Raw genomic sequence first — 24,645 nt, 5'->3', positions numbered from 1 at the left:
GTTGCCGGTCTTGCCACGGGCCGTTGCCAAAACCGCGCGATGCGCGGTTTTGGCACCCCCGGTCCAGGCCGCGCCTGGTCCGGGTCCAGGGGTGGACAACCCCTGGTCGGGTCCGGGGTGAAACCCCGGCGCTACGCAGTCAGGCGCGCGAGAGCGAGTAGTCGCCGAGGTCCACGCGGACGAGGCCTTCGAGCCAGGGGTGCACGGCGATTGCCGCGCGGAAGAGCCCCTGCGCGATGCGGCGGTAGCTCGCGTGCCCTTGCCGCGCTGATCGCAGCTCGACCACGTGGAAGAGCTCGCGCAGGTTGAGGGTCCAGAGCGTGCGGATTCGGAAGCCGAGCGGCACTGCGTACTGCGCTTCGAGGGGGCGCTTGCTTTCGAGCTCTTCCCACGCGTCGCATGCTGCGACCATCGCCTCGGTGTAGGCCCGATCGAGCTCGAGCTCCGTGAGTTCTGCGGGCGTCTCGAAGCCGAGCCGGCACGTGAGACGCTGCGTCGCTGGCAGGAGCATGCGGTGCCGCTGCAGATCGCGGTAGGCGCCGTAGTCGAGCATCAGCTCGAACGTCATCGTCGTCGCCTCGAAGCCACGCGGCACCGGATCGTGCGCGCCGCGCCGCGCGACCGACGCGCGGACCACGTCTTCCAGCTCGCGCGACGTCGCGTGGCGCATGGCCTCCGCGAGCCCGCGGGCGTGCACGTTTGGCTCGCTGCTCTCGTATGCGAGCGCGAGCACGATGCGCTCCAGCGCGTCCTTGTCGTGACGCACGAGCCGCACCGGTTGCCCGACGACGTTCGTCGCGGCGGCGTCCCAGGGGCCTGGATCGTAGATCGATCGCAGCTTGTCCCCCACGTCGCTGCGCTGGGCCGATCGATGCTCGCTCCGCGCCGCGTACTTCACCAGCGTCGGCGTGACGGTGCGCGCCGCTGCGTGCATCGACGTTGCGACGTTGCGGACCTCCGCGAGCGGATGCGAGAGCATCTTCGTGAGCAGCGCTTCGAGCGCGCGCGCGTTCGCGGTGAGGCCGAGGTTCGTCCGCGTGCCGGCCGGCAAGAGACCGCGCAGGAGATCACACGCATGCGCGCGGATCGCTGCCGCGTGCGCTGCTTCCGACGCGCCCGGCGGCCGGAGCACGCGCACGCGTAGCGCATCCATCACGCGCGCCATGAGATCGACGTACGTCGTGAAGAGCCGCTCTGCGCTCGTGCGGTACGTCTGGCCGAGCGGGCCTTCGAGCTCGGGCAGGTTCACGAAGCTGTTTCGATCGAAGACCACGTAGCGCGTGCTCTTCTCGGTGTACGAGCCGAGCCGGAGGTCCTCGATCACCTTCGAGGCCACGATGCTCACGTTCTCGATCGCGAGGTGCACGACGGCGTGCTCCGCGACCGATGCGTGCCCGTAGCCGACGACCCACTTCTCGTGGAACGCGCGCGCCTTCTCCGTCGCGAGCCCGAACGAGGGGCGCGTCGTCACGCCTTCCTCGACGTCGAGCTCGTGGTCGGAGAGCAGGCGCGCGAGGTTCGTCCGCAGATCGTCGCGGCTGCGCGAGTAGTAGGCGAAGAGGACGGCGATCACCTCCTCGGGCAAACCCGAGAGGGCGAAAACGTCGTCGTTCAGGCTGGAGACGTACGGCGCGATCCGGCCGCGCGCAGCTTCATCGAGAGACATGGGACCGATGGGTCCGTTAGCGCGTCGTGGCCGCGGCGGCGACTGAAAACACGTCCGCGAAGATCTCGCTGTTCGCGAGTTTCTTGCTCCGACGCGTGAGCACCTCACAGCCGTTCTTCGTCACGACGAGCGTGTGCTCGAACTGCGCGGAGAGCGAGCCATCCGCGGTGACGGCCGTCCACTTGTCCGCGAGGACCTCCACGTCGTGGTGGCCGAGGTTGATCATCGGCTCGATCGTGAAGCACATCCCGGCGCGCAGGCGCATCCCCGTCCCGCGTTTGCCGACGTGCGAGACCTGCGGCGCCTCGTGGAACACGCGGCCGATGCCGTGCCCGACGAACGCACGCACCACCGAACAACCCTCGCCCTCGGCGAACTCCTGGATCGCCGCGCCGATGTCTCCGAGCCGCGCGCCCTCGCGCACCTGCGCGATCGCGAGGTCTAGCGAGCGCCGCGACACCTCGGTCACGTGCTTCGCCGCGGACGAGGGTTTGCCCACGTAGAACGTCGCCGACGTGTCGCCGTAAAACCCGTTGTAGATCGTGGTGACGTCGACGTTGATGATGTCGCCGGGCTCGAGGACCCGCGGCCCCGGGATGCCGTGACAGACGACCTCGTTCACCGAGGTGCACACGCTCTTCGGGAAGCCGTGGTAGTTCAGCGGCGCCGGCCAGCCGCCCCGCTGCACCGTGTCGTCGTGGACGAAACGATTGATGTCCTCCGTGGTGATGCCCGGGCGGATCATCTCCCCGACGGCGAGCAGCGTCTCCGCGGCCATCTGGCACGCGGCGCGCATCCCTTCGACTTCCTTCAACGTTTTGATGCTGACGTTGCTCACGATCCCGACAGCTCCGCGAGGGCGAGGGCATCCGTCACGGCGGCCGCCACCTCGGCGGTGTCCGGCGACAGGTGCCAGTGAAGCCTGCTCGGCTCGTCTCCCTCGCCGGCAAAGCGATGGAGGAAGCCGATGAACGACGCGCCACGGAGGCGCATGTCGAAGGCCTGTGCGACCCCGTAGGACGGGGCCGTGGGCCCGATGACGAGCTCGAAGGCCGTCTGCTCGAAGGCCGGCGGGCTGAAGGCCGGCGGGACGACCTGAAGGACGAGGCGGTAGGTGCGCACCTGTTCGAGCGACTCGACAGTAACCGTGCTCACCCGCAGCCGCGAGACGAGCTCCGACCCGCGCGCCCGCTCTTTCAGCAGCGGATCCTTCTGGGCGTTCGAGACGTCCGCGCCGAGGCCGAGGGCGGCCGCATCGACCACGTCGTCGAAGAGCTCGCGGTCGTGCCCGAGCCACGGAGCGTGCGTGGTGGTGTTCGTGTCGCCCGGGACGCTCGCAGCGCCGCACCCGGACACGAGCCCCCCGAGGGCCGCGCCGAACGCGACCGCCATGGCCCGCCTGGCCGTCCGCGTCGAGAGCTGCGCCATTGGGCCTGCACCTAGCACGTCCCCTCCGATCTGTCAGTGCTGGCAGCCTCCTGCCTCGATCGGATCCCTTTCCATCGATCGGGCCCGGGCTTCGTCCAACGCCCCGAAGACCTCGGCGGGCCCCTTTTCCCGCAGAATCTGGTAGATCCCGGTTGCCGGCCGTGGGCCGGCGGGGCGGAGGATTGGAGATGAAGGTGAACAAGCTTTGGGCGGCGCTCCTGGCGACGACGTTTGGCCTCGCGGCGACGGTGACCCCGATGGTGGTCGAGGCGCAGGCGAAGAAAAAAGCGGCGGCAGCGCCCGCCATGACGGGCCCGGCGGTCACCAAGAAGCCTATCGCGCTCGATCCGGCTTCGATCAAGTGGGGCATGACCACGAAGCAGGTCGGCGAGGCGATCGACAAGCAGCTCGACGAGGAATACAAGCCGCTCTACCAGAAGGTCTCGCCCGGCGTGAAGATGCGCGAGCTCGACGCGGCGCTCCTGGAAGAGAAAAACAGCTTCCGCCGCAGCAAGATCGAGTTCGGCAAGTTGCCGGTCGCCCTCGACTCGACGCCGCTCCGCGGTGAATACAGCTACCTCAACAAAGAGTGGATCCTGACGCTGTCGCGCAAAGACAAGCCGACGCGCCACTTCTTCTTCATCCAGGACAAGCTCTGGAAGATCATCGAGGAGATCAAGCTCGCCAAGGGCGGGCCGCTCGGCACGAACTTCCAGGAGTCCGCAGTCAAGCTCTCCACGCAGTACGGCACGCCGGGTCGGATCATCCCACCGAACCCGGACCTCGGGTGGTTCGCCACCGTCATCGACTGGAAGGACGCGACGACGCACGTGCGCCTGATCGAGCGCGGCGAGACCGCGATCGCGATCGCGTACGAGGACAACGCGACGCTGCAGAACATCGAATCGCTGCGCCCGAACAAGCCGAAGCAGGAGGATGCCATCGATCCTGCGGTGGCCGCCGCGATCCGCGGGCCCGACCCCGATCCGACGCCGCCTCCGCCCGCCGACAACAAGAAGAAGAAGTGAGCCGACGAGGGCCCCGCCAAACGCGGGGCCCTTCGCTTTTCAGGGCCGAGCGCCCGCACCCTCTCCAGGACAAACCAAGGCCGGCACGCGGGGCGCGTCGCCTTCGGGGGCGCGTCGGCTCAGGTGACGAGCGACGCGCCTTCGGGGATGCGGATGCCGCTCGTCACGACGACACGCGCCGAGGGCGCGACCGCATGCACGGCCGGCTCGATGACGCCCTTCGCCGTGAGGTTCGCGCCGGGGCAACCCGCGCACATCCCCGCGAGGTGGAGCGTGATCTGGTCGGGCTCCACGGCCACGAGGTACAACTCGCCTTGGTCCGCACGCACGAGCGGAGCGATCACCTCACGGCAAACCTTGAGCATCTGATCGATGTTCGCGGGCATCGTCTCGAGCAATCTCCGGGACCGAACGTAGCATGAAGCGGCCTCGCGCGCGCAGAGGCGTTCTGCACGTTCGTCCGGCCGCGACGAGGGTTGGCTCCGCAACAACCGCGGCCCGATGCGTCAAAGCGTGAAGCAGACCGGGAAGCGATAAAGCAAGCACTGGAGGCGGAAGCTCGCGCGCTCGATTGCCCGGGCATCCTCGGGGGTCCACACGTGGCCCGGCTCGGCCATGGCTTCGAGGCGGCCGCGATCGCCGAGGATCCGCGCCGCCGTGACAGGGCCCGTGCCAGGGATGGAGCTCCAAGGCTTGGAAGCCGCGTCGAAGGCGAACCGGAGCGTGTCGCGCTCGGCCGCGAGGTCCTCGCCGCGCGGGTCGAAGGAGAGCGCGGCAGGCGCTGTGGCGAGCGCGGCGACGAGGGAGGCGATCCAGCGCGACGTGCGCGCCATCCGGTCGTAGTGGAGCGCTTCCGGCAGGTCCGAGGCGCGGTGATACCGGGGCGTGCGGCCGCTGGAGAGGAAGAGGAACGGGACGCCGCTGTCGCGAAAGACGTCGTAGTCGGAGAAGGGCTGCGGCGGGTAGCCAGGGATGTTCTCGACCGTGTGGATGCCGAGGCGGCGAACGTCGAGCCCAGGCTCGCGGACGCCGTCGACGATCGCCGGAAGGCCAAGCGTCTTCTCGGCGCCGCACGCGAAGACGGTGTCGGCGGTGCGGCGCCAGACGACGCCGCCGATGAGGTCGAGGACGACGGCGAGGCGGACCGAGGAGAGGCCGCCGATCTCCTTCGGGAGCGCGGCGACGAAGCGCTGCGAGCCCTGGCGCGGCGTGCCGAAGTAGGGCGCCTCTTCGGTGTTGAAAAAGGCGACGGCGATGCCGTACGGGCGCGGGTGCTGCGCGAGCAGCGAGGGGAGCGCGCCGAGGAGGACGGCGACGGCCGCGGCGTTGTCGTCGGCGCCGAGGAGCAGACCCTCGTCGGTCTTGCCGAGATGATCGAAGTGCGCGCCGAGGACGATGGTGCCGCGCGGCTCACCCGGGCCTTCGGGAGGGATCCATCCGAGCACGTTGTGCCCGAGCGGCGAGCTCGGCTCCGCGAGCGGCGCAAGATAGCCGCCGAGCGAAGGGAACGGTTTTACGGAGGCGGCGGCGAGCGCGTCGGCGAGGTACCGCGCCGCCGCGGCGTTGCCCTCGCTGCCAGGGACGCGGCCGCCCCACGCGGGCGCGGCGAGCGCCTCGACGTGCGCGCGCAGCGTCGGCGAGAGCGCGTCGGTCTGCGGAAAATCGCGGCCCGAGAGCTCACGCACGCCGACTTGATCGAGGACGAGGACGAGCGCGAGGGCGAGGACGACGAGGGCCGCGATGCGGCGGCGACGCGAGCGCGGACGGCGCGGCGGCTTCGCCGTGGGATCACGGGCCGGAGGCGCGGGCGGAGGCTCGCTCGCCACGACGAACCAAGCGTCAGACCGAGGAGGCGATCACGGCGAGGATCGTGCCCTCGCCGAGATCGGGCACGCGCTGGGCCGCGACGCCGTAGGAGCGCTTCGTGATCTCGACGGGGCCGCGGAAGGGGCCGCTCTGCGTCTTGTTCGCGAGATCCAGGCCCTCGACGGCCTGCGCGTTGACGTCGGGCGTGACGGGCGCGCCGTAGGCCTTCCCGTCGCGGACGAGGAAGACGTAGACGATCGGGACGCTCTTCTGCTTCTCGCGCGCGGCGCGGTCGAGCAGCTCGCGTTTCGCCGTCTCCTCGAGGCGGAGCGCGAAGCGCCGGAAGGACCAGCCGGTGACGAACATGCCCTTCACCTGGCCTTCCTTGTCCTTCACCGGATGCGCCGCGACCCACTGCGTGTCGGGGCCCGTGCGCACGCCGCGCATCTCCTGCATCTCGCCCCAGGCCTCGACGACGCCCGCGTTCGGATCGAGGGCCTTCTTCAGCGAAGGGAACGACGAGAGGACCGACTTCTGCGCGAGCAGATCCGGATCCGCTTCGCTGCGCAGCGCGATGCCCGTCGTGTCGACGAAGGTGAAGAAGGTGCTCTTCGCGATGTCGAGATCCTTCACCGACGCGCGCGCGCCGCGGATGGCCTTCTGCAGCGCGACGAGGTTCGCCCCGGGATCGGCGTCGACGACCTCGCCGAGCTTCTTCGCGCCCTCGGGCAGGCCACGGCGCACCTGCGCGGCGTCCTCGTTCGCGACGGGCACGAGCTTTTCGAGCACGTAGCCCGCGGCCTGCTCCTGCTCCTTGCTGTTGTCTTCACACGCAGCGAGCGTCGCCACGAAGGCGGCGGGGGCGATCAGGGAAGCGAGCCAGCTCGAACGCATCGGGACCTCATGCGCGAAAACGACGCGCGCGGCTGCATGCTACTAGAATGTCTCGGGGGTGACGAAGACGATCTCGACGCGCGCGTTGCGCGCCCGATCGCTGCCCGCAGGATCGACGACCGGCGAGGCCGCGCCCGCGAGGACGACGTCGACCCGCGGCGCGTTCGCCCCCTTGAGCGCCGCCGCGACGGCGTCGGCGCGCGCCTTCACGGCCGCCTGCTCCTTCGCCGAGGGCTCCTTGTCCTGGTGCACGACGACCGCGAGCGGGAAGCGCGGGTTCGCCGCGGCGAGCTTGCCGAGCCGCGTGATCTGCTCGGTCGCCGCCGGCGTGAGCTTGTCGCCGGCGAAGAGGTTGCGCAGCGTGACCACGATGCCGCGATCGTCACGCGACGGGGAGAACGCACGCGTGGCGGAGATCTCGCCGAGGAGCGCGTCGCCCGCGCCGGGCGCGCGCGTGACCGGGGTCATCGCGCGGCGCATGCCCGTGAGCGCGGAGAGGCAACTCGAGCGGGCGCGCGTCGCGAGATCGATCGGCGCCGGGCCGGATTGCGCGAGCGACTCGTCGAGCTTCTTGACGATGAGGTCCGCCTCGTCGAGCTCGGTCACGAGCGCCTCGCGGGTCGGCGCGCCGATCGGCGCGGGCGTGTCCGCCTTCGGCGCCGGGACCTCGGGCAAGAGCAGGCGCGCCGCCGTGCAGAGCATGCGCGCTTCGAGGGCGAGCGAGCGCGCCGCGGCCACGCGGGCTTTTTCGCGCGCTGCATCCGCGGGGCCGGACGGCGCGACGGGCTGCGCGTCGCGGGCGACCTTGATGCGGGCTTCGAGCGCCGCAACCTCGGCCGTCGCGCGGGTCTGCTCGCCGTCGAGCGACGAGAGCTCGGCCTGTCGCGCCGCGAGCTCGGCCTCGGTGCTCTTCGCGTCGGTCTCCGCGCGCGCGATGCGGGCCAGCGTGTGGGCGTGCGCGTACGCGGCGAGCGCCCACTCAGCGTGGAGCTGCGCGCCCGCGACGTCGCCGGCCTCGTACGCGGCGTGCGCTTCCTTCCTGTGTTTTTCGGCGCGCGCATACGCGAGCGGCGCAAGGTCCTGCGCCTCCTTCGCCGCGGCGCCCTGCTGCACGGCATCGACCTCCGAGAGGATCGGCGGGCGCGGCACCGGGGCGCACGCCGAGGCGAGCGCGACGAGCGCCACGAGGAGCATTCGCTTCATCACTTCCCCTTCCCCTTCTTGGGGACCGCGGCCGCGCCGCCGGCCTTCTTCGGGGCCTTGGCGTCGTCCTTCTTGGCCGGTTTGTCCTTGCCCTTGCCGGCGGCGACGCGCGCCTCCTCGGCCTTCGCGGCGGCCTCGCGGGCCTCTTTCTCCTCGGCCGTCGCGCGCTCGAGCTCGGCCTCGGCGCGGCCTCTGCGGGCCTGCGTCTCTTCGAGCAGCGCGCGCGCGCGCTCGGCCTGCGACCCGGCCTCCTTCGCCTTCTCGGCCACGGCCGCGCCCGCCTGTTCGGCCTCCGCCGCGCGGAGCAGATCCCGCGCCGTCTCGGCCCATTCGAGCGCGACCCCGTCGAGGATCCGGGCGTGCGCGGCGTCCCCCGACGCGCGCGCGCCGTGCGCCCGTTCGAGCGACTTTTTCGCGCGCGTGATCGCGTCCGCGACGGCCTTCTTCGAGCGCGGATCCTGGGCCTTCGCCTCGACGTCCTTCAGGATGCCGAGCGCCGTCGCGCCGTCGCCCGGCGGCGGCGCCGGCACCTCGATCGGCGGGCCCGCCACGGCCCCGCCGTGCGCGAAGGCCGGCGCGGCGAGGAGCGCGGGCAAGAGGAACGCGGCGCCGGCGAGCGACCTTGGCCGCGGGCGAAGGAGCCTTCGGCCGTACGAGTGGAGGTGACGCACCAGACGCGAGGTAGCAAAGGGGCCGAGCGCAAGCAAGGCGCGTCGCGCGCGCGCGGGAGGCCCCATCAGTGATGGAGGAAGTTCTTCACCGACCAGTCGATCTGCTCGGCGAGCCGCTGCATCTGCGGCCGCGCCCCGCCCGCTTCGAGGACGAACACGCGGCCGTCGGTCACGAAGATCGTGAGGTAGTAGAGGTACGGCTCGTCGCCCTCGTCGTGGCCGAAGCGGAGCTGCGTCCCCGGCAGGCCGGCGCGATCCTTGACCTCGCGTTTTTCGAGCAGCGCGTAGCCGCCCATGTCGCGCATGCGGTTCTCGAGCGCGCGCACCCAGAAGGCGCGCTCGCCCTTGGGATCGTTGTCGAACGCGCGGACGCCGAGCACCACGCCGTCGGCCGTCGTGGCGCGGTATTCGCTGCGGCCGTACCGATCCTCGAGCTCCACGAAGCCGGGCGGCGTGGCCGGCTCGAAGGGACGGCAGGCCGAGGCGAAGAGCAGGGCGAACACCGCGATGCAGGCAAATCGAGATCGCACTTGGGGCTCCGTCACAGGCTGAGCAACCGGCCGAGGCCGAGCTCGTAGATCCAGGGCACGGGCAGGTTGAAGCGACGCTTGCCGAGCTCGGCCGAGCTCTGCGGCTGGAACGTCACGGTGATCGTCGAGAACGCCGCTCGATCCCGGAGGAACTTCATGCGCCCTTCGAGCCGGTCGATGGTCTCGGCGACGCGCTCGAGCTCCTTCTCGATCTGGATCGACTCCTCGACCTTCGTCGCCTTCGCGAGGAGCTGCTCCAGCCGCTCGCGCACGGCGCGCGCGTTCTTCAGGCGGATCTCGGTGTCGTGGTACTCCTCGGTCACGTCCTCGACCTGCACGTCGCGCGAGAGCATGTCGCCGAGCTTCTCGATGCGCCGGATCGCCTCGTCGAAACGGGCGGCCGGCACGCGGATCGTGATCGACGTATCGTTCCTCCGCGCGAGGAAACCGCCGAGGCTCCGCGCGAGCGACTCGACCTCGCCGAGCGAGCTCTTCACCTCGTAGACCGCCATGTTCACGCGGGCCGTGTAGACGAGCATCGGCGCGCGCATGACGGCCACCGTGCCGTCGCCTTCGAGCTGCTTGCCCGTGGTCTCGGCGCGTGGCTTCCCTTCCCCGCCCGCGGGCGCCTCTTTCGCGGGCGCCTCGTTCTTCTTGCCGGGCGGCGACTGCGGCGGCGGGGGCGGCGCGGGGGCCGCGTTCGCTTCCGCCGGGCGCAGGCCGAGCGCGAGGCTGCCCGGCGTACTCGCGAGCGAGATGCCGTCTTCATCGCCGCCGCTCTGCGTGAGCGACTCCTCAACTGACTCCGCGCCGCTGGCGACCACGATCGATTCGTTCGCGCTCTCCCTGTCCATGTCGGCGTAGGAGCGCGCGGGCTCGTAGGACCGCGCATGCGCGCCCGCGTAACAAGCCGGCAAGAGCCCGAGGATCACGCTGGAGAGCGCGAGGATCACGTTCGGTCGCATCGTTCGTCCTGGCCGAGGAGGCGCTTCGGAAGTCGAAGCGAACGTTACATGGGCGGGCGCCACGCGCGAAGGGGCTCCTCGGGCCTCAGGTGCCGCGCGGCGCCCCGCCCGCGAGCCTCCGCGCCCGCTCGATCTCACGCGCCCAGTACGACACACCCGCCAAGGTCCCCGCGCACGCCGACGCGACGAGAACGCCCTCCACGAGCTCCGGCGCCGTGATCGCCGTGACCACCGCGACGAACTGCACGCACGTCGCGAGCTTGCCAGGCACGTTCGACCGCGCCCCCGCACGCCGCGCCCCGCGGAACCGCGGGCTCAGGAGCACCCACACGAGCAGCGGCGCCTCCAGGATCTCGCGCGAGAGCAAGGCAAAGGGCGCCCACAGGGGCATGCGCCGGGTGTAGAGCAGCGTGACCACCACGGTCCCCGCGAAGACCTTGTCCGCGATCGGATCGACGACCGCCCCCACGGCCGTGAGCTGGCCCCGGCGCCGCGCGAGCCACCCGTCGAGCACGTCCGTCAGCGCGGCCGCGAAGAGCACGGCGAGCGCGGCCCGCGCGTCGTCCACGACGAACGGGAAGATCGCCGCGAGCGGCAGGCGGAGCGCGCTGAGGATGTTCGGCAAGAGACCGAGATCAGCGACGCGGTACTGCGGCATGAAGCCCCCCCGGGTCGTTCAGTCCGCCCGCACGGTCACTACGGGGACCGGGCTCTTCCGGATGATCTTCTCCGCCACGCTGCCGAGGATCAGGTGCGCGACGCCGGTGCGCCCGTGCGTGCCCATGACGATCATCTTCGCGCCGAGCTCCTCCGCCACCGCGAGAACCTCCGTCGCGGCATCGCCCTCGCGCAGCACCGCGGACACGCCTTCCTGCTGCGCGAGCTGATCCACGGCGCGCTGCGCCGCCGCCATCACCTCCGTGTGGAACCCCGGCAGGAGCGTCGGTTCGAGGCCCGGGTACGTGTAGACCGGAAGCTGGTAGGCGTGCACCAGCACGACCTGGTAGCCGAGGCGGGCGGCAAGATCCTTGGCCAGCGCGAGCGCCTTCACCGAGGCGGCTTCGAAGTCGATGGGGACCAGCAGTTTCTCGTTCGCTCCCGTCGTCATGAATGCTCCTTTTCCTTTGGGGAGCGCAGGTTGCAGGCTCACCCCGAGCCGCGCAACCAGGGAGATCTCGTCCCCGAGCGGCACCTCCCTGCTCGGCTGCAAGGTCCTGCCCGAGGGGCTTGCACGCGCCGAGCCAGCGCGGGGCGCGCTGCTGCTTTCTCGCGGCGCGGGGAGGCATCGCGGTACGCTCGTCCTCGCCGTGAAGAGCTCGAACCTCCGCGCCACCGTCACCGTGCACGCCTACGCCGTGACCGTCGTGGACGACTCCCAGCGAGCCGGTGCCCTGCCGCACGAGAGCGCGAGCCCGCCCTCGGTGGTCGTCATGCCGACCATCGACGACGTCGTGGGCGGCGTCTACCGCCTGAAGCGCCTGCTCGGCGCCGGCATGTTCGGCAAGGTCTACGTCGCCCAGCGCGAGGACGTACCCGAGCACCAGGTCGCGCTGAAGATCCTGCCCCGATCGCACTTCGCCGGGCGCAACGTCGAGCGCGAGCTCGTCATGCTGGCGACCGTCGGCCACCCGCACGTCGTCCAGATGAAGGACCACGGCACGACGCCCGAGTACGTGTGGCTGACGATGCCCGTCTACCGCGGCGAGACGCTCGCCGAGCGGCTCGAACGTGGCCCCCTCGGCCTGCGCGAGGCCCACGACGTGGTCCTCGCCATCGCCCGCGGCCTCGAGGCGCTGCACGCGGCGGGCCTGCGGCATCAGGACATCAAGCCGGACAACATCTTCCTCGCCACGTTCGGCGGGCGCGTGCACCCGATCCTGCTCGACCTCGGCGTCGCGGCGGAGCGCGAGGGCACGTTCGTCGCGGGCACGGCGCTCTACGCCTCGCCCGAGCAGCTCGCCGCGATGCGGGGCAACCTCGCGGCTCTGCCCATCAGCGAGAAGATGGACACGTATTGCCTCGCCGCGACGCTGCTCGTCTCGCTCGTCGGCGAGGATCGGTATCCGGGTTCCACGGCGAACACGATGGACGACCTCGAACAGGCGCTCGAGGTCCGCGCGAAAAACCCGCTGCCCGACGGCACGCTCCCCGAGGTGCGGGGCGATGCGCGCGGGATGATCGATCGGGCGCTCGCGCGGTGGCTCTCGCACGATCCGCGCGAGCGGCCGGCGATGAGCGAGCTCGCCGAGGAGCTCGACGTCCTGCTCGAACCGGAGCGCGAGATCGCCCGGGCCGAGGAGCGACAGCGGCAGAAGCAACGCGCCTCGCTCCAGGCCTTCCGCGTGTCGGCGGGCGCGCTCCTGCTCCTCGCCGCCGCGGGCGCCTTCGTCGCCTTTTCCAAGCGAGAGACGTTCAAGCTTGCGACCGAGCTCGAGCGCGCGCGGGCCGAGGGCGCGCGGCAGTTCGATCAGATCGAGATCTGCAACGCCTCCTACAAAACCGCGATGACGGACGTCGACAAGTGCAAGGCGTCCGCGAGCAAAGACAAAAAACTCTGCGAGGAGCAGCTCGACGCGCAGATGAAGCTCTGCGAGTCGGGCAGCGAGCTCGACTGCGCGATCGAGATCAAAAAGCTCCGCGATCAGGGCGCCGCGCGCCTGCAGACGTGCGAGGAGACCGCCGAGAAGGCCGAGACCGAGTGGAAGCGCCGCGAGGCCGAGTGGGACAAGCAGCGCGTCGCCCTCGGAAACGAGCGCGACGAGCAGAAGGCCCTCGCCGAGAAGAGGGCCGAGGAGCTGAAGAAGCTCACCGAGGAGCGCGATCGCTGCGTCGCCGAACAGAAGGCGTGCAGCGACGAACGGGAAAAGCTCCGCGCCGAGGTGAAGTCCTCCGGGTCGGGCGCGACGCTCCCCGCGGGATCCGCCTCCGTTTCGCCTTCGCCCGCGGCCGGGCCGAGCGCGTCGGTGGGCCCGCCCCCTCCGCCTCCGCCGCCTCCGCCGCCTCCGCCACCTCCGCCGCCTCCGCCGCCGCCGCCCGCGCCGAGCCGATAGCTACCGTTTGTGCTGTCGATCCTCGTCGACGCTCCCTCCCACGCCCACTAGCTTTCTCCGACGCGTGGCCCGCTTGTTCCTCCGGCGCGGCCTTGCTATCCGTAGGAAAGCTTCCGATGCGTAACATTTCGCGCCGTGAGATGATCGAGCGTCTCGCCGCCGCAGGGCTCGTCCTCGGCGGGGCCGCGGCCCTCGCGAAGACGCGCTTCGATCGCGGCACGATCGTGGAGGGCCCTTCGAAGGAGCGGCCCCAGACGCGGGATTACCGGCTCAAGGACGCGCCGGCGGAGCTGCCGAAGCTCGTCGTCGCGAAGAACGAGGCCGAGCCCGAGGCGCTCGTGCGCAAGGCGGTCGCCGCGCTCGGCGGCATGAACCGCTTCATCTCGCGCGGCGACATCGTCGTCGTGAAGCCGAACGTCGGCTGGGATCGCACCCCGATCCACGCGGCGAACACGAACCCGCGTGTCGTCGCCGAGGTGGTCAAGCTCGCCTACGACGCGGGCGCGAAGCGCGTCGTCGTCACGGACGCCTCGTGCAACGAGCCGAACCGCTGTTTCCAGCGCTCAGGCATCTGGAAGGCCGCGTACGACGTCGGCGCGGAGGTCGTGCTCCCGGCGGCGCATCGCTTCCGCGGCATGCGCCTCAAGGGCGAGGTCCTCGACGAGTGGCCGGTCTACACGCCGCTCATCAACGCGGACAAGGTCATCAACGTCCCCATCGCCAAGCACCACAACCTCTCGAAGTACACGGGGGCGATGAAGAACTGGTACGGCTCGCTCGGCGGGCGCAGAAATCGGCTCCACCAGAACATCGACGTCTCCATCGCGGATCTCGCGACGTTCATGCAGCCGACGCTCACGATCGTCGACGCCTGGCGCGTGCTCGTGCGCAACGGCCCGCAGGGCGGCAACATCGCCGACGCGAAGGAGATGCGCACGCTGCTCGCCTCGACGGATCAGGTCGCCGTCGACGCCTACGGCTGCCAGCTCATCGGCCGTTCGCCCGAGGAGATCCCGTACCTGCGCATGGGCCACGAGCGCGGGCTCGGCACGATGCACTGGAAAGACCTGCGCTGGGTGGAGGTCTGACGATGGCCGCTCCCGCTCTCGTCGGAACGGCCAAAACCCCGGCCAAAAAGCCCGCCAAGGTGAAAGGACGCCCCGGCTCGGGCATCGAGGCGCGTCTGTCGATCCGCATCCTCGTCTGGGTGCGTCGCGTCTCGCAGGCCGGCTTCCTCGCGCTGTTTCTCTATTTCCTCTTCCAGACCGCATTCCGCGGCTCGTTCGCGTCCGCCGAGACCGCGGTGCGCCTGCCCCTGCCCGTCGAGGCGTACCTGCTCGCCGACCCGTTCGTCGCGGCGATGACGTTGCTCTCGACGCACACGGTCTACCGCGGGCTCGCCTGGTCCGTCGGCCTGCTCGCGGTGACGCTCGTCTTCGGCCGCGTCTTTTGCGGATGGATCTGCCCGTTCGGCACGCTCCACCATTTCTTCGGCTGGATTTTTCCGTCTCGGTATTTGCGCGGAAATAAGCGCGTCGAATCGAACAAGACCGCGACGCGCCAGCAGGTAAAATATTTCCTGCTCTACGCCTTCCTCGCGGCGAGCGTCGCCGGCAGCGCGATCGGCGGCCTCTTCGATCCGATCTGCGTCGCGGTCCGCGCGATCGGCCTCGCCGTCATTCCGGCCCTCCAGTACGTCACCGGCGTCACCAGCATGGCCACGGGCCAGACCGGCGTGCGCCCCGTGCAGGCCGCCGCCGACAGCGCCCAGGATTTCCTGGCGCAGACCGTCTGGCAATCGAAGCAGTTCTATTTCCACCAGACCTGGTTCATCGGGATCCTGCTCGTCGCGATCCTGTTCATGAACCGCGTGATCCCGCGGTTCTGGTGCCGCGTCCTCTGTCCGCTCGGCGCGTTCCTCGGCGTCTTCGCCCGCTTCGCGCTCTTCGGCATGGAGAAGGACCACGCGAAGTGCACCGATTGCAATCTGTGCCTCGTGCATTGCCAGGGCGCGGATTCGCCGCAGGGGGGCGTGAAGTGGCGCCAGGACGAGTGCCACATGTGCCTGAACTGCGAGAATGCCTGCCCGGAGGACGTGATCAAGTTCCGCTTCCTCCCGAGCCGCAAGAGCACGATCTCGAAGCCGGACACGGGCCGCCGCACCGCCATTGCCTCGGCCGCCGCGGGCGCCGTGGTCATCCCGGCGATGCGCATCGCCGACGTCATCGACGCAAACTACGACCACCGCGTCATCCGGCCGCCCGGCTCGGTCGAGGAGCGCGAATTCCTCGAGCGCTGCATCCGCTGCGCCGAGTGCATGAAGGTCTGCCCGAACAACGCCCTGCACCCGGCGTTCTTCGAGGCCGGCGTCGAGGGCATCTGGACGCCGATCCTCATCCCCCGCATCGGCTATTGCGAGCACTCCTGCGTGCTCTGCGGCCAGGTTTGTCCGACCGGTGCAATCCAGAAGATCACCGAGGATCAGAAGCTCGGCATTGGCCAGAAGCCCGTCTCGATCGGCACCGCATTCTACGATCAGGGCCGCTGCCTGCCCTGGGCCATGGCCACGCCGTGCATCGTTTGTGAAGAGTTCTGCCCCACCTCGCCCAAGGCCATCTGGGTCGAGGAGGTCGACATCCCGAAGCGCCTGCCCATGGCGGGCGAGGACGGCAAGGAGCCCGGGATGACCACCGTGCACGTGCAGCGCCCGCACGTCGATCCCTCGCTCTGCATCGGCTGCGGCGCGTGCGAAAAGGTCTGTCCCGTTCAGGACAAGCCCGCCGTCTACGTGACGAACGTCGGCGAGACCCGCTCGAAGACGAACGTCATCCTGCTCGAAGACACGAACTACAACCGACCCGGCTGAAGCGCCCCTCCCCCGCGCCCGCCGAGCCGCCGTCCGCGGCGCGTCCGCCGCCGTCCGCGCTCGGCCGTGCCTCGCGCAAACCTTCGACACGCAGGCGCGACGGATCGTCCTCGAACGATTCAGCTTGTGTTAGCTTCATGGTTCGTTCAGCAAACTAGCGGCGCTCACGTGAGCAACGAGTGGAGGGGAACAACCTGGCCTGCGTGGATGGGCAAAGGCTTCGGGCCGCATGCCACGGAGGGCTCTGCCGCGCGTGATTGGACGCGCGAATCCGTGGCGAAGCCCTTCGAGCGCCTGTACACGACAGCGCGTTGCGCGCTCGACGCCGATTTTCTCCTGCTTTACCTGCCGAACACGAGGGGCGCGCTCGAGCTCGTCGCCCATCGAGGCGGCCCGCCGGAATGGCCCGCGCCGCTCCACCGCATCTCCCCGGTCGCGGAGAGCTTCGTCGCTCGGGCCGTCCGCGGCGGCACGATCGAGAGCGCCGACGCCGAAGCGCCCGCGGCACCCGAGGACGTCCGCATGGCCCACGCGGCGAGCGGCGTGCGGTTTTTCATGGCCGCGCCCGTCGCCCTGCACGGCGAACGCACGGGCGCGCTCGTCGCGGGTTTTACCCGACCGAACAGCCTGAAGACCCGCGGCGCGCTCGAAGCGCTGGCCGACCTCGCGGCGAGCGTGCTCGAGGACAAGCGCGCGCGCGGCGAGGCCGAAGCGAGCGCCTCGGCCTGGCAATACGCGTTCCGAACGTTCTTCGACACCGCGATGGGATCCATCCTCGTCGCGAACGACGACGGCCGGCTCCTCGAAGCGAACGCCGCCGCCTGCAGCCTGCTCGGCCGGAGCCGCGAGGAGATCGTCGGCCTCACGATCCGCGAAATCACGCCGGCCCACGGCAATGCCAGGTTCGACGAGCTGTGGCGAACCTTCCTGAGCGACGGGATCCAGACCGGCCATTTCACGTTCGTCCGGGGCGACGGCAGCACGATCGACGTCGAGTACCACGCGCGGGCGAACGTGATCCCCGGCTGCCACGTGGCGGGCCTGCACGACATGACCGAGCAGAGCCGCGCCTCCGCGCGGATGCGGCGCGACCACGAGAGCTTGACGCGGGCGCAGCGGATCGCGCGCGTCGGCAGCATCGACTGGGACATCCGAGACAACGAGGTCCGCTGGTCGGCCGAGTGTTACCGCCTGCTCGGCCTCGAGCCGACGCCCACCCCGCGCACGCTCGAGGACGCGAGCGCGCTCCTCGCGGCGCGGATGAGCCCCGAGGAGCAAGCGCGCGTGCGGGCGGCCTACGAGGCAGCGCTCGAGAGCGGCCGGAGCTTCTCGGTCGACCTCCACATCCGCCGCCCGGACGGCGAGGAGCGGCTCCTCCACCAGGAGGCCGACATCGAGTGCGACGCTGCGGGCAAGGCCGTGCGGATCGTCGGCACGATCCAGGACGTGACCGAGCAGCGCCGGGCCGAGCAGGCGCTCCGAAGGAGCCGCGAGAGCCTCGCGCGCGCGCAGAGCGTCGCGCACGTGGGCCACTGGGAGTGGGACGCGAAGGCGGGAGAGTCGTGCTGGTCGGAGGAGGTCTACCGCATCTTCGGCCTCCCGCCGCGCACCGGCCCCGAGCCACCGCAGACGCTCGCGAGCGTGCTCCCTCCCGAGGAGCGGACGCGGATCCTCGAAGCCTTCCGCGCGCTCGTCGAGCGAGGCGAGCCCTTCTCGTGCGAGCACCGGGTCCTCCGGCCGGACGGCGAACACCGGATCGTGCGCGTCGAGGCCGAGCTCACGCGGGACGAAGCGGGGCGGCCGCTCAACGTGCTCGGCGTCGTGCAAGACATCACCGACCTCCGCCGCGCGGAGCGCGAGCGCGAGGCGGGACGGCGGGCCCTCGCGGACGAGCGCCGCTGGCTCCGGGCCGTCATCGAGAGCTCGCCGGTCGGCATCCAGCTCTGGGAGGGCGTGGGATCGCCGCAGGTCACGCAGAACCGCATGGCGGACCAGCTCCTCGGCGGCCTCGCCGCGTCCCTGCCGAACCTCGACTACCTGCGAACGCTCGTCTCCCGGCCGGACGGCTCGTCGATCGGGGCCGGCGAGCTGAGCGTCGAGCGCGCGATGCGCGGCGAGGTGAGCCTCGGCCGCGAGGTCATCGTGAAGCGACCCGACGGGACGGACCTGCACGCGCTGGTCAACGCCTCCCCCGTGTGTGACGAGGACGGCACGATCCAGGGGGCGGTGGTCCTCTTCAGCGACATCTCCGCGATGAAGGAGCTCGCGCGGCTGCGGGAGGAGTGGACGAGCATCGTCGCGCACGACCTCCGGCAGCCCGTGACGACGATCCTCGCGACCGCGGCGCACCTCGTCCGCTGCGTCGTCGAGCCTTCCACGAAGCTCAAGGCCGAGCGGATCCGGGCGAGCGCCGAGCGGCTCATCCGCATGACCGACGATCTCTCGGACCTCTCGCGCCTCGACACGCACAGGCTCGAGCTCGTCCGGGCCCCGACGAACTTGCCGGGCCTCTTGCGCCAGATCGTCGAGGACATCGCCGACGAGGCGGCGCGCGGGCGCGTCCGGCTCTCGATCGATCGGAACATGCCGCTCGTGCACGTCGACGCGGCGCGCATCCAGCAGGTGGTGGAGAACCTGGTCTCGAACGCGGTGAAGTACGGCGAGCCCGGGACGCCGATCGCGATCGAGCTGCGTGCGCTGCCGGAGGAGGTCGTGCTCTGCGTGCGCAACGAGGGGCCGGGGATCGATCCCGAGCTCATGCCGCGGCTCTTTTCGCGTTTTCAGCGGGGGAGCGCGGGGACGTCGCGCATCAAGGGGCTCGGGCTCGGCCTCTACATCTGCCGCGGCCTCGTCGAGGCGCACGGCGGCCTCCTGCGGGTCGAGAGCGAGCCCGGCAAGACGACGACGTTCTTGTTCACGCTGCCGATCGGCGGCTGATCGTCACTGGGCGCGGAAGCCCTCGGCGGGGCGGAGGCGGGCGGCGTAGAGGCTCGGGACGATGGTGGCGACGAGGCAGATCACGATCGCGATGGCGCCCGTGATGATGAACTCGAGCGGCCGCACCTGCACGGGCAGCTCCGAGATGAAGTAGACCTTCGGATCGAGCGGGAAGCCGTAGACGAACAGGCCCTTGCAGACGGCGACGCCGAGCACGAGCCCGAACGTCGTGCCGAGTAAGCCGATGATCCCGCCCTGGTAGAGGAAGATGCGCAGGATCTCCCCGTCCGTCGCGCCCATCGCCTTGAGCACGGATATCTCCTTCGTCTTGTCGAGCACGACCATGATCAGCGTGGCCACGACGGTGAACGCGGCGACGACGATGATCAGCGCGAGCACGCCGCTCATGAGGATCTGCTGGATGAGCAGGGCCGTGAACAGGCCGTGGTTCAGCTCCTCCCAGTCCATCGTGTGATAGAGGCCGCTCGCGAGGTTCAGGCTGATCTGCTTGGCGATGGGCTTGGCCTGGTCGATGTCGTCGACCTTCATCTCCACGCCGGTGACGGTGTCGCCCTGGTCGTAGAACGCCTGCGCCTCGTAGAGATCGGTGTAGACGAGCTTCGAGTCGTACTGATCGAAGCCGGCCTCGAACTGGGCGATGACGCGGAAACGCTTGGCCACGGGGGGCTTCAGCGAGCCGCCCGAGTACGAGTAGCCGATCGTCGGCGAGGTGACCGTGACGCAGTCGCCGAGCTCGAGCTTGAGCGTCTTGGAGAGCGAGACGCCGACGACGATGCCCGGGAGCTTCGCCACCTCGGCAGGATCGGCGCAGAGGTCGGGATCGATCTCCTTGGGCACGTCGTCGTCGTCGGGGAGCTTGCTCGCGTACCCGCCCTCCGGCTCGACCGAGCCGACGGGCGCGCCGTCCGCGACCTTCGGGTCCGCGACGTCGCCCGCGGCAGCGACCTTCTCGTCCGCCGGTTTGTCCGAGCCGGGTTTGTCGGCCTCGCCTTTGTCCGGGCCGCCGAGCTTGCCGGCCTCGATCGCGAGGATCTCCTCGATGCCCCCGCCGCTCGGCTCGATCTTCTCGGGCTCCTTCGCGGCCTTGGCCTTCTCGCGAAGCTCGTCCTCGATCGCGCGGAGCAACCCCTGCTTGCCGTCGCCGCCATCGGCGCCCGCGTCCTGCTCGAGCGGGCGCTTGTCCGGCAGGATCGGCACGGGCGGCAGGTCGGGCCCACCGCTCTTCCGCTCGGGCGGCTTCGCGCCGGGGAGGCGCAGGCCGTTGAGGGAGCCGAACTTCACCTGCTTCGGCAGATCCAGCACGAACGGCGAGCCCTCCGGCATGCCCACGCCGAGGCTCGTCGCGGGATCGACGCCCTTCAGCAGCACGCCCGTGGCCGTCGCGTCGCCGTGGGTCAACATCATCGGGTTGATGCTGAACGGCGCGACGGCGCTGACGCCGGGCACCTTGGCGACCTGCTCCATGATCGAGCGGTACTCCCGGAAATCCGTGGAGTATTTGAGCACGAGCACGTGGGCGTTCACGCCGAGGACTTTTTCGCGAAACTGCGCCTGGAAGCCGCCGGTGACGCTCATCACGGTCGCGAGCGCGGCCACGCCGAGCGTGACGCCCAGGATCGCGAAGGCCGTGCCGACCGAAATGAACGCGCGCTTTTTGCTCCCCAGGTACCGGAGCGCAACCTCGAGAGGGTAGCCCATCTGGCGGAGCCTCTAGCAGAACGGGCGCTGTGCAGCACGCGGGAGCTTCGGGGCGAACATGCAAACACGTCGGGAGGACCGCGTGGGGGCCTTCGGGGAACCCCCGAACACGCTCCCTCCCGACGCTTGGAGCTGCGCTCGGCAAGCCGAGCTACGCCCCAAACCTCCGAAACGCTTGGGGCTGCGCTCGGCAAGCCGAGCTACGCCCCAAACCCCGAACGCCCATCAAGCCAGGACCGGACAGACGTCCTCCACGCTCTTCTCGTGCTCGCCGCGTCCTGCTACGATGACCCCTAGCTTCCCGAACTATCTGCGATCTCCTGCATGTCGCCCCCGGACAACGAGCCCCCTGCCCTGCCCAAGCCGCCTGCGGTTCCTCGCGTCGCAGCGGGGAGCTCGCCCCAACCCGGGGGCGGGAAACCCGCCGCTCCAGCGACGCCGCCCGCGCCCGCTGCCGCGCCGAAGCCGCCCGCTCCCCCGAAAGGATCGGTGCGTCCCTCGGTGCCTGCCATCCCGCGCCCGGCGACGCTGCCGTCGCTGAAAAAGCCGTCGCTCCCGCCGGCCGCGCCCGCCGTCGCCGCGACGAACCCTGCGAGCGTGCCTCCGCCGAAGCCGAGCGTGCCGCCGCCGGGGATGCCGAAGTCGCCTTCGATCCCCGCGCCGCCGCCGGTCATCCAGATCGAAGAAGAAGCCACGCTCGATCCGGAGCTCGTGGCGATCGCGAAGTCGCAGGCCGAGCTCGACGCGGGCGCGCGGCGCAGCCGGATCTCGACGCCGGACGGCGACGGCCCGCGCGGCCGGCTCAGCTCGAACCCGGACGAACCGCAGCCGACGTCGCGGCGCTCGTTCGAGGATCTCTTGCCGGCGTCGCGCCGCGGCGAGCAGGACCCGGACATCCCGCCGCCGACACACGTCGACGCCGAGCGCGCGCCGGGCTCGAAGGATCCGTACATCGGCACGACCTTCGATCACCGCTACAAGATCGAAAAGCTCCTCGGCGAAGGCGGCATGGGGTTCGTCTACCTCGCCCGCCATAAGGTCATCGACAAGAAGGTCGCGGTGAAGGTCCTGCGCTCGGACATGGCGCGCGACCGCGAGATCCTCGAGCGCTTCCTGCAGGAGGCGCGCGCCGCGTCGAGCATCGGCAACCCGCACATCATCGACATCTCCGACTTCGGGGATCTGCCGGACGGCTCGACGTACTTCGTGATGGAGTTCCTCGACGGCAAGAGCCTCATCCAGCTGAACGAGGACAAGGCCAAGCGCCTCGAGCCCGAGCTCATCGCGAAGATCGCGATCCAGATGGCGAACGGGCTCGCCGCGGCGCACGAGCGCGGCATCATCCACCGCGATCTCAAGCCCGAGAACATCTTCATCATCCAGCGCGGGATCGACAAAGAGTTCGTCAAGATCCTCGACTTCGGCATCGCGAAGGTCGCGACGAGCGGCGACAACAAGCTCACGCGCGCGGGCGCGGTGTTCGGCACGCCGCACTACATGTCGCCCGAGCAGGCCGCGGGCGCGCCGCTCGATCACCGCACCGACATCTACTCGCTCGGGATCATGCTCTACGAGATGGTGAGCAATCAGCTCCCGTTCGTCGCAGACAACTTCATGGGCATCCTGAGCCAGCACATGTACCAGCCGCCCACGCCGCTGGCGAAGCTCGGCCTCGAGCCCCCGTGCCCGCCCGATCTCGAGGCGATCATCTTCAAGTGCCTCTCGAAGGTGCCCGAGGATCGTTACCCCGACATGGCCGCGCTCGCGGCCGATCTGCAGCGCTTCCAGCAGGGCCACGTGCCCGAGGCCGTCGCGGAGATGGCTTCGCGGCCCGACGGACTCTCGGCCTCCGTGCCCGACGGGGTCGCGGACAAACCCAAGAAATCGCCCTGGATCCGGTTCATCGCGGTCGGCGCGGTGGTCATGGGCGCGACGCTCGGCACGGTGCTCATCCTGCTGAGCGGCCCGACGCAGAAGCCCGATCCCGGCGCGGTCACGTCGCAAGCCGCCACGGCGCCGCCCGCGCCCACGGCCGCCGCCGCGAAGAAGGTCGTGCTCGTCGACGTGGATCCGCGCGACGCGAACGCGTCGACGACCTACGCCGGCAAGCTGCTCACGTTCCCCGCAAACTTCGAGGTCGAGCCGGGCAAACCCGTGACGTTCGAGGTGAACGCCAAGGGGTACAACGCGCAGAAGATCACGATCGACGGCTCGCAGGACAAGCAGACCGTCAAGCTCGTCGCGATCGCCGGGACGACCCCTGCCACGACCGACGCCGGGACCGCGCGCCCGCCGACCACGAAGGGCGGCTCGCACGTGGGCCCCCTGCCCTCCACGAAGAAGGGCAACAACGCCGCGAGCAGCGGCGGAGACATCGTGGACATCTACCACGGCGGCACGAGCAAGCCGTGAAGGGCGTCTCCGCGCCCGAAGCGTGGTAAAGCCGAGCGCCGTGGAAGGCGTCGCTCACCTCATCGAGAAGGTCCCCGAAGACGTGCTCGGGATCTGCCGCCGCCTGCGCGAGAACGGCAAGCGGGGCTGGATCGTGGGCGGCTGCGTGCGGGATCTCCTGCGCGGCGAGCCCGCGAAGGACTGGGACGTCGCGACCGACGCGCGGCCGGAGGAGGTCATGCGGATGTTCCGCAAGGTCATCCCCACAGGCCTGCAGCACGGCACGGTCACCGTGCTCCTGCGCGGCGTGCACTACGAGGTGACGACGCTGCGCGGAGAAGGCGCGTACAGCGACGGGCGCCGCCCCGACTCGGTCGAGTTCGTCGACGACATCAGCGCGGATCTCGCGCGGCGCGACTTCACGGTGAACGCGATCGCCCTCGATCCCGTGGACGGCCACCTGATCGATCCGTTCGGCGGCAAGCGTGATCTCGACGCCGGCGTGGTGCGCGCGGTGGGTGATCCGCGCGAGCGCTTCGGCGAGGACGGGCTCCGGATCCTGCGGGCCGCGCGCTTCTCGGCGACGCTCGGGTTCTCGATCGATCCCGACACCGAGCGTGCGATGGGCGAGCCGCGCTCGCTCGTGACGTTCCGCCGCGTGAGCGCCGAGCGCGTACGTGACGAGTGGCTGAAGAGCATGCGCGCGCCGCGGCCGAGCGTAGCGTTCGAGACCATGCGCCGCACGGGCGTCCTCGAAATTACGTGCCCGGAGCTGCTCGAAGCAGTCGGCTGCACGCAGAACAAGTGGCACGCGTTCGACGTCTGGGGCCACGTGATGGCCAGCCTCGACGCGAGCGAGCCCGTACCGCTCCTGCGCGTGGCGGCGCTGCTCCACGACATCGCCAAGCCGCGGACGCGCGCGTTCTCCGACAAGACCGGCGACTACACGTTCTACGACCACGAGAAGATCGGCGCGGAGATGGCGACGGAGATCCTCGGCCGGCTGCGCTTCTCGAACGAGGAGCGTGATCGGATCGCCGCGCTCGTCCGCCACCACCTCATCTGTTACGACGAGGGCTGGACCGACGCGGCCGTGCGTCGCTGGATCCGTCGCGTCACGCCGGATCTCGCGCCGGATCTGTATGCGCTGGCGCTCTCGGACGTGCGCGGCAAGGGGCGCGACGCGACGGACGAGGTGCAGGCGATCGAGCGGCTGCGGGCGCGCGCGACGAGCCTGCTCGCGGCGGGCGCGGCGCTCGGGACGAAGGATCTGAAGATCCGTGGCAACGAGCTCATGCGGGAGCTCGGCCTCCCACCCGGGCGCGTGGTGGGCGAGATCCTCGCGGCGCTCGTGGAGGTCGTGACCGACGATCCAGCCGAGAACGAGCACGACCGGCTGCTCGCGGCGGCGCGGCGGCTCCACGACGAGCGGCAGAAGAGCGACGCCTGAGCGTCGAGAAAACGCGTCGACGCGCGGCGCCCGATTGAGTA

At 70.2% G+C, this 24,645-nt stretch carries 20 protein-coding genes; 7 read left to right on the top strand and 13 right to left on the bottom strand.

The genetic code is table 11. The features are described from left to right. Nucleotides 1–139 precede the first annotated feature (139 nt). Genes QHF85_RS42205 through QHF85_RS42195 form a run of 3 tightly spaced genes read right to left on the bottom strand, consistent with a single transcriptional unit; the run spans nt 140 to nt 3,094 of the window. A complete protein-coding gene (locus QHF85_RS42205; RefSeq protein WP_281333126.1) occupies nt 140–1,666 on the bottom strand; it encodes an FAD-dependent thymidylate synthase in 1,527 nt (508 codons plus the stop codon). Between the two features lie 16 nt (nt 1,667–1,682). After that, the gene (gene map / locus QHF85_RS42200) at nt 1,683–2,504 is read right to left on the bottom strand and encodes a type I methionyl aminopeptidase (RefSeq protein ID WP_281333125.1); all 822 of its coding nucleotides are present in this window, start codon (nt 2,502–2,504) and stop codon (nt 1,683–1,685) included. Then, on the bottom strand, nt 2,501–3,094 hold the full coding sequence (locus QHF85_RS42195; RefSeq protein ID WP_281333124.1) for a cobalamin ABC transporter substrate-binding protein: 594 nt from the start codon (nt 3,092–3,094) through the stop codon (nt 2,501–2,503). The genes map and QHF85_RS42195 overlap by 4 nt, the downstream gene beginning before the upstream one ends. Nucleotides 3,095–3,282: 188 nt before the next feature. On the opposite strand from QHF85_RS42195, the gene QHF85_RS42190 reads away from it, so the two are divergent. Next, complete coding sequence (locus QHF85_RS42190; protein WP_281333123.1) at nt 3,283–4,122, top strand: hypothetical protein; 840 nt, start codon at nt 3,283–3,285, stop codon at nt 4,120–4,122. Between the two features lie 119 nt (nt 4,123–4,241). Here QHF85_RS42190 and QHF85_RS42185 read toward each other — a convergent pair whose 3' ends face one another. The 9 genes from QHF85_RS42185 to QHF85_RS42145 form a co-directional block, all read right to left on the bottom strand. Continuing rightward, nucleotides 4,242–4,508, bottom strand: a complete 267-nt coding sequence (locus QHF85_RS42185; protein ID WP_136929302.1) for a NifU family protein — start codon at nt 4,506–4,508, stop codon at nt 4,242–4,244. 120 nt (nt 4,509–4,628) lie between these two features. Beyond that, the gene (locus QHF85_RS42180; protein ID WP_281333122.1) at nt 4,629–5,948 is read right to left on the bottom strand and encodes a M28 family peptidase; all 1,320 of its coding nucleotides are present in this window, start codon (nt 5,946–5,948) and stop codon (nt 4,629–4,631) included. 13 nt (nt 5,949–5,961) lie between these two features. Further along, a complete protein-coding gene (locus QHF85_RS42175) occupies nt 5,962–6,822 on the bottom strand; it encodes a hypothetical protein (protein WP_281333121.1) in 861 nt (286 codons plus the stop codon). A gap of 42 nt (nt 6,823–6,864) precedes the next feature. Beyond that, nucleotides 6,865–8,025, bottom strand: a complete 1,161-nt coding sequence (locus QHF85_RS42170) for a hypothetical protein (protein ID WP_281333120.1) — start codon at nt 8,023–8,025, stop codon at nt 6,865–6,867. Beyond that, nucleotides 8,025–8,696: a hypothetical protein gene (locus tag QHF85_RS42165; protein WP_281333119.1), complete on the bottom strand. Its 672-nt coding sequence runs from the start codon at nt 8,694–8,696 to the stop codon at nt 8,025–8,027. Before QHF85_RS42165 ends, QHF85_RS42170 begins: the two co-directional genes overlap by 1 nt. A 65-nt stretch (nt 8,697–8,761) precedes the next feature. Then, nucleotides 8,762–9,226, bottom strand: coding sequence for a serine/threonine protein kinase (locus QHF85_RS42160; protein WP_281333118.1), 465 nt, complete (start codon nt 9,224–9,226; stop codon nt 8,762–8,764). Between the two features lie 11 nt (nt 9,227–9,237). Continuing rightward, entirely contained in the window at nt 9,238–10,191 is a 954-nt protein-coding gene (locus QHF85_RS42155; protein WP_281333117.1) for a DUF4349 domain-containing protein, read from the bottom strand. Between the two features lie 85 nt (nt 10,192–10,276). Next, nucleotides 10,277–10,849 carry a CDP-alcohol phosphatidyltransferase family protein gene (locus tag QHF85_RS42150; RefSeq protein ID WP_281333116.1) on the bottom strand — a complete coding sequence of 191 codons (573 nt, stop codon included), beginning with the start codon at nt 10,847–10,849 and terminating at the stop codon, nt 10,277–10,279. A gap of 18 nt (nt 10,850–10,867) precedes the next feature. Next, on the bottom strand, nt 10,868–11,299 hold the full coding sequence (locus tag QHF85_RS42145) for a universal stress protein (RefSeq protein WP_281333115.1): 432 nt from the start codon (nt 11,297–11,299) through the stop codon (nt 10,868–10,870). Between the two features lie 199 nt (nt 11,300–11,498). Between QHF85_RS42145 and QHF85_RS42140 the strand changes: the two genes are divergently transcribed. From QHF85_RS42140 to QHF85_RS42125, 4 genes are all read left to right on the top strand, one after another. After that, on the top strand, nt 11,499–13,241 hold the full coding sequence (locus tag QHF85_RS42140; RefSeq protein WP_281333114.1) for a protein kinase: 1,743 nt from the start codon (nt 11,499–11,501) through the stop codon (nt 13,239–13,241). A gap of 116 nt (nt 13,242–13,357) precedes the next feature. Next, on the top strand, nt 13,358–14,329 hold the full coding sequence (locus QHF85_RS42135) for a DUF362 domain-containing protein (RefSeq protein WP_281333113.1): 972 nt from the start codon (nt 13,358–13,360) through the stop codon (nt 14,327–14,329). 2 nt (nt 14,330–14,331) lie between these two features. Continuing rightward, nucleotides 14,332–16,107: a 4Fe-4S binding protein gene (locus tag QHF85_RS42130; protein WP_281333112.1), complete on the top strand. Its 1,776-nt coding sequence runs from the start codon at nt 14,332–14,334 to the stop codon at nt 16,105–16,107. A gap of 168 nt (nt 16,108–16,275) precedes the next feature. Beyond that, nucleotides 16,276–19,044, top strand: a complete 2,769-nt coding sequence (locus QHF85_RS42125) for a sensor histidine kinase (RefSeq protein WP_281333111.1) — start codon at nt 16,276–16,278, stop codon at nt 19,042–19,044. Between the two features lie 3 nt (nt 19,045–19,047). Here the strand turns inward: QHF85_RS42125 and QHF85_RS42120 are convergent, their stop codons facing one another. Beyond that, nucleotides 19,048–20,763, bottom strand: coding sequence for an FtsX-like permease family protein (locus tag QHF85_RS42120; RefSeq protein ID WP_281333110.1), 1,716 nt, complete (start codon nt 20,761–20,763; stop codon nt 19,048–19,050). A gap of 501 nt (nt 20,764–21,264) precedes the next feature. Here QHF85_RS42120 and QHF85_RS42115 point away from each other — a divergent pair. Together QHF85_RS42115 and QHF85_RS42110 are read left to right on the top strand one after the other, a co-directional pair. Beyond that, a complete protein-coding gene (locus QHF85_RS42115; RefSeq protein ID WP_281333109.1) occupies nt 21,265–23,175 on the top strand; it encodes a serine/threonine-protein kinase in 1,911 nt (636 codons plus the stop codon). A 40-nt stretch (nt 23,176–23,215) separates the two neighbouring features. Then, nucleotides 23,216–24,604, top strand: coding sequence for a CCA tRNA nucleotidyltransferase (locus tag QHF85_RS42110; RefSeq protein WP_281333108.1), 1,389 nt, complete (start codon nt 23,216–23,218; stop codon nt 24,602–24,604). Nucleotides 24,605–24,645 lie beyond the last annotated feature (41 nt).

It is taken from the genome of Polyangium sp. 6x1 (assembly GCF_029946515.1).
GTDB lineage: Bacteria > Myxococcota_A > Polyangia > Polyangiales > Polyangiaceae > Polyangium.
The sequence above is the reverse complement of the archived record's forward strand: the minus strand, read 5'-3'. Positions and strand labels throughout refer to the sequence as shown.

Coding starts and splice junctions, on each gene's coding strand:
- QHF85_RS42205 (WP_281333126.1), bottom strand. CDS start 1,666: ATGTCTCTCGATGAAGCTGCGCGCGGCCGGATCGCGCCGTACGTCTCC.
- QHF85_RS42195 (WP_281333124.1), bottom strand. CDS start 3,094: ATGGCGCAGCTCTCGACGCGGACGGCCAGGCGGGCCATGGCGGTCGCG.
- QHF85_RS42190 (WP_281333123.1), top strand. CDS start 3,283: ATGAAGGTGAACAAGCTTTGGGCGGCGCTCCTGGCGACGACGTTTGGC.
- QHF85_RS42185 (WP_136929302.1), bottom strand. CDS start 4,508: ATGCCCGCGAACATCGATCAGATGCTCAAGGTTTGCCGTGAGGTGATC.
- QHF85_RS42175 (WP_281333121.1), bottom strand. CDS start 6,822: ATGCGTTCGAGCTGGCTCGCTTCCCTGATCGCCCCCGCCGCCTTCGTG.
- QHF85_RS42170 (WP_281333120.1), bottom strand. CDS start 8,025: ATGAAGCGAATGCTCCTCGTGGCGCTCGTCGCGCTCGCCTCGGCGTGC.
- QHF85_RS42155 (WP_281333117.1), bottom strand. CDS start 10,191: ATGCGACCGAACGTGATCCTCGCGCTCTCCAGCGTGATCCTCGGGCTC.
- QHF85_RS42150 (WP_281333116.1), bottom strand. CDS start 10,849: ATGCCGCAGTACCGCGTCGCTGATCTCGGTCTCTTGCCGAACATCCTC.
- QHF85_RS42145 (WP_281333115.1), bottom strand. CDS start 11,299: ATGACGACGGGAGCGAACGAGAAACTGCTGGTCCCCATCGACTTCGAA.
- QHF85_RS42135 (WP_281333113.1), top strand. CDS start 13,358: ATGCGTAACATTTCGCGCCGTGAGATGATCGAGCGTCTCGCCGCCGCA.
- QHF85_RS42130 (WP_281333112.1), top strand. CDS start 14,332: ATGGCCGCTCCCGCTCTCGTCGGAACGGCCAAAACCCCGGCCAAAAAG.
- QHF85_RS42120 (WP_281333110.1), bottom strand. CDS start 20,763: ATGGGCTACCCTCTCGAGGTTGCGCTCCGGTACCTGGGGAGCAAAAAG.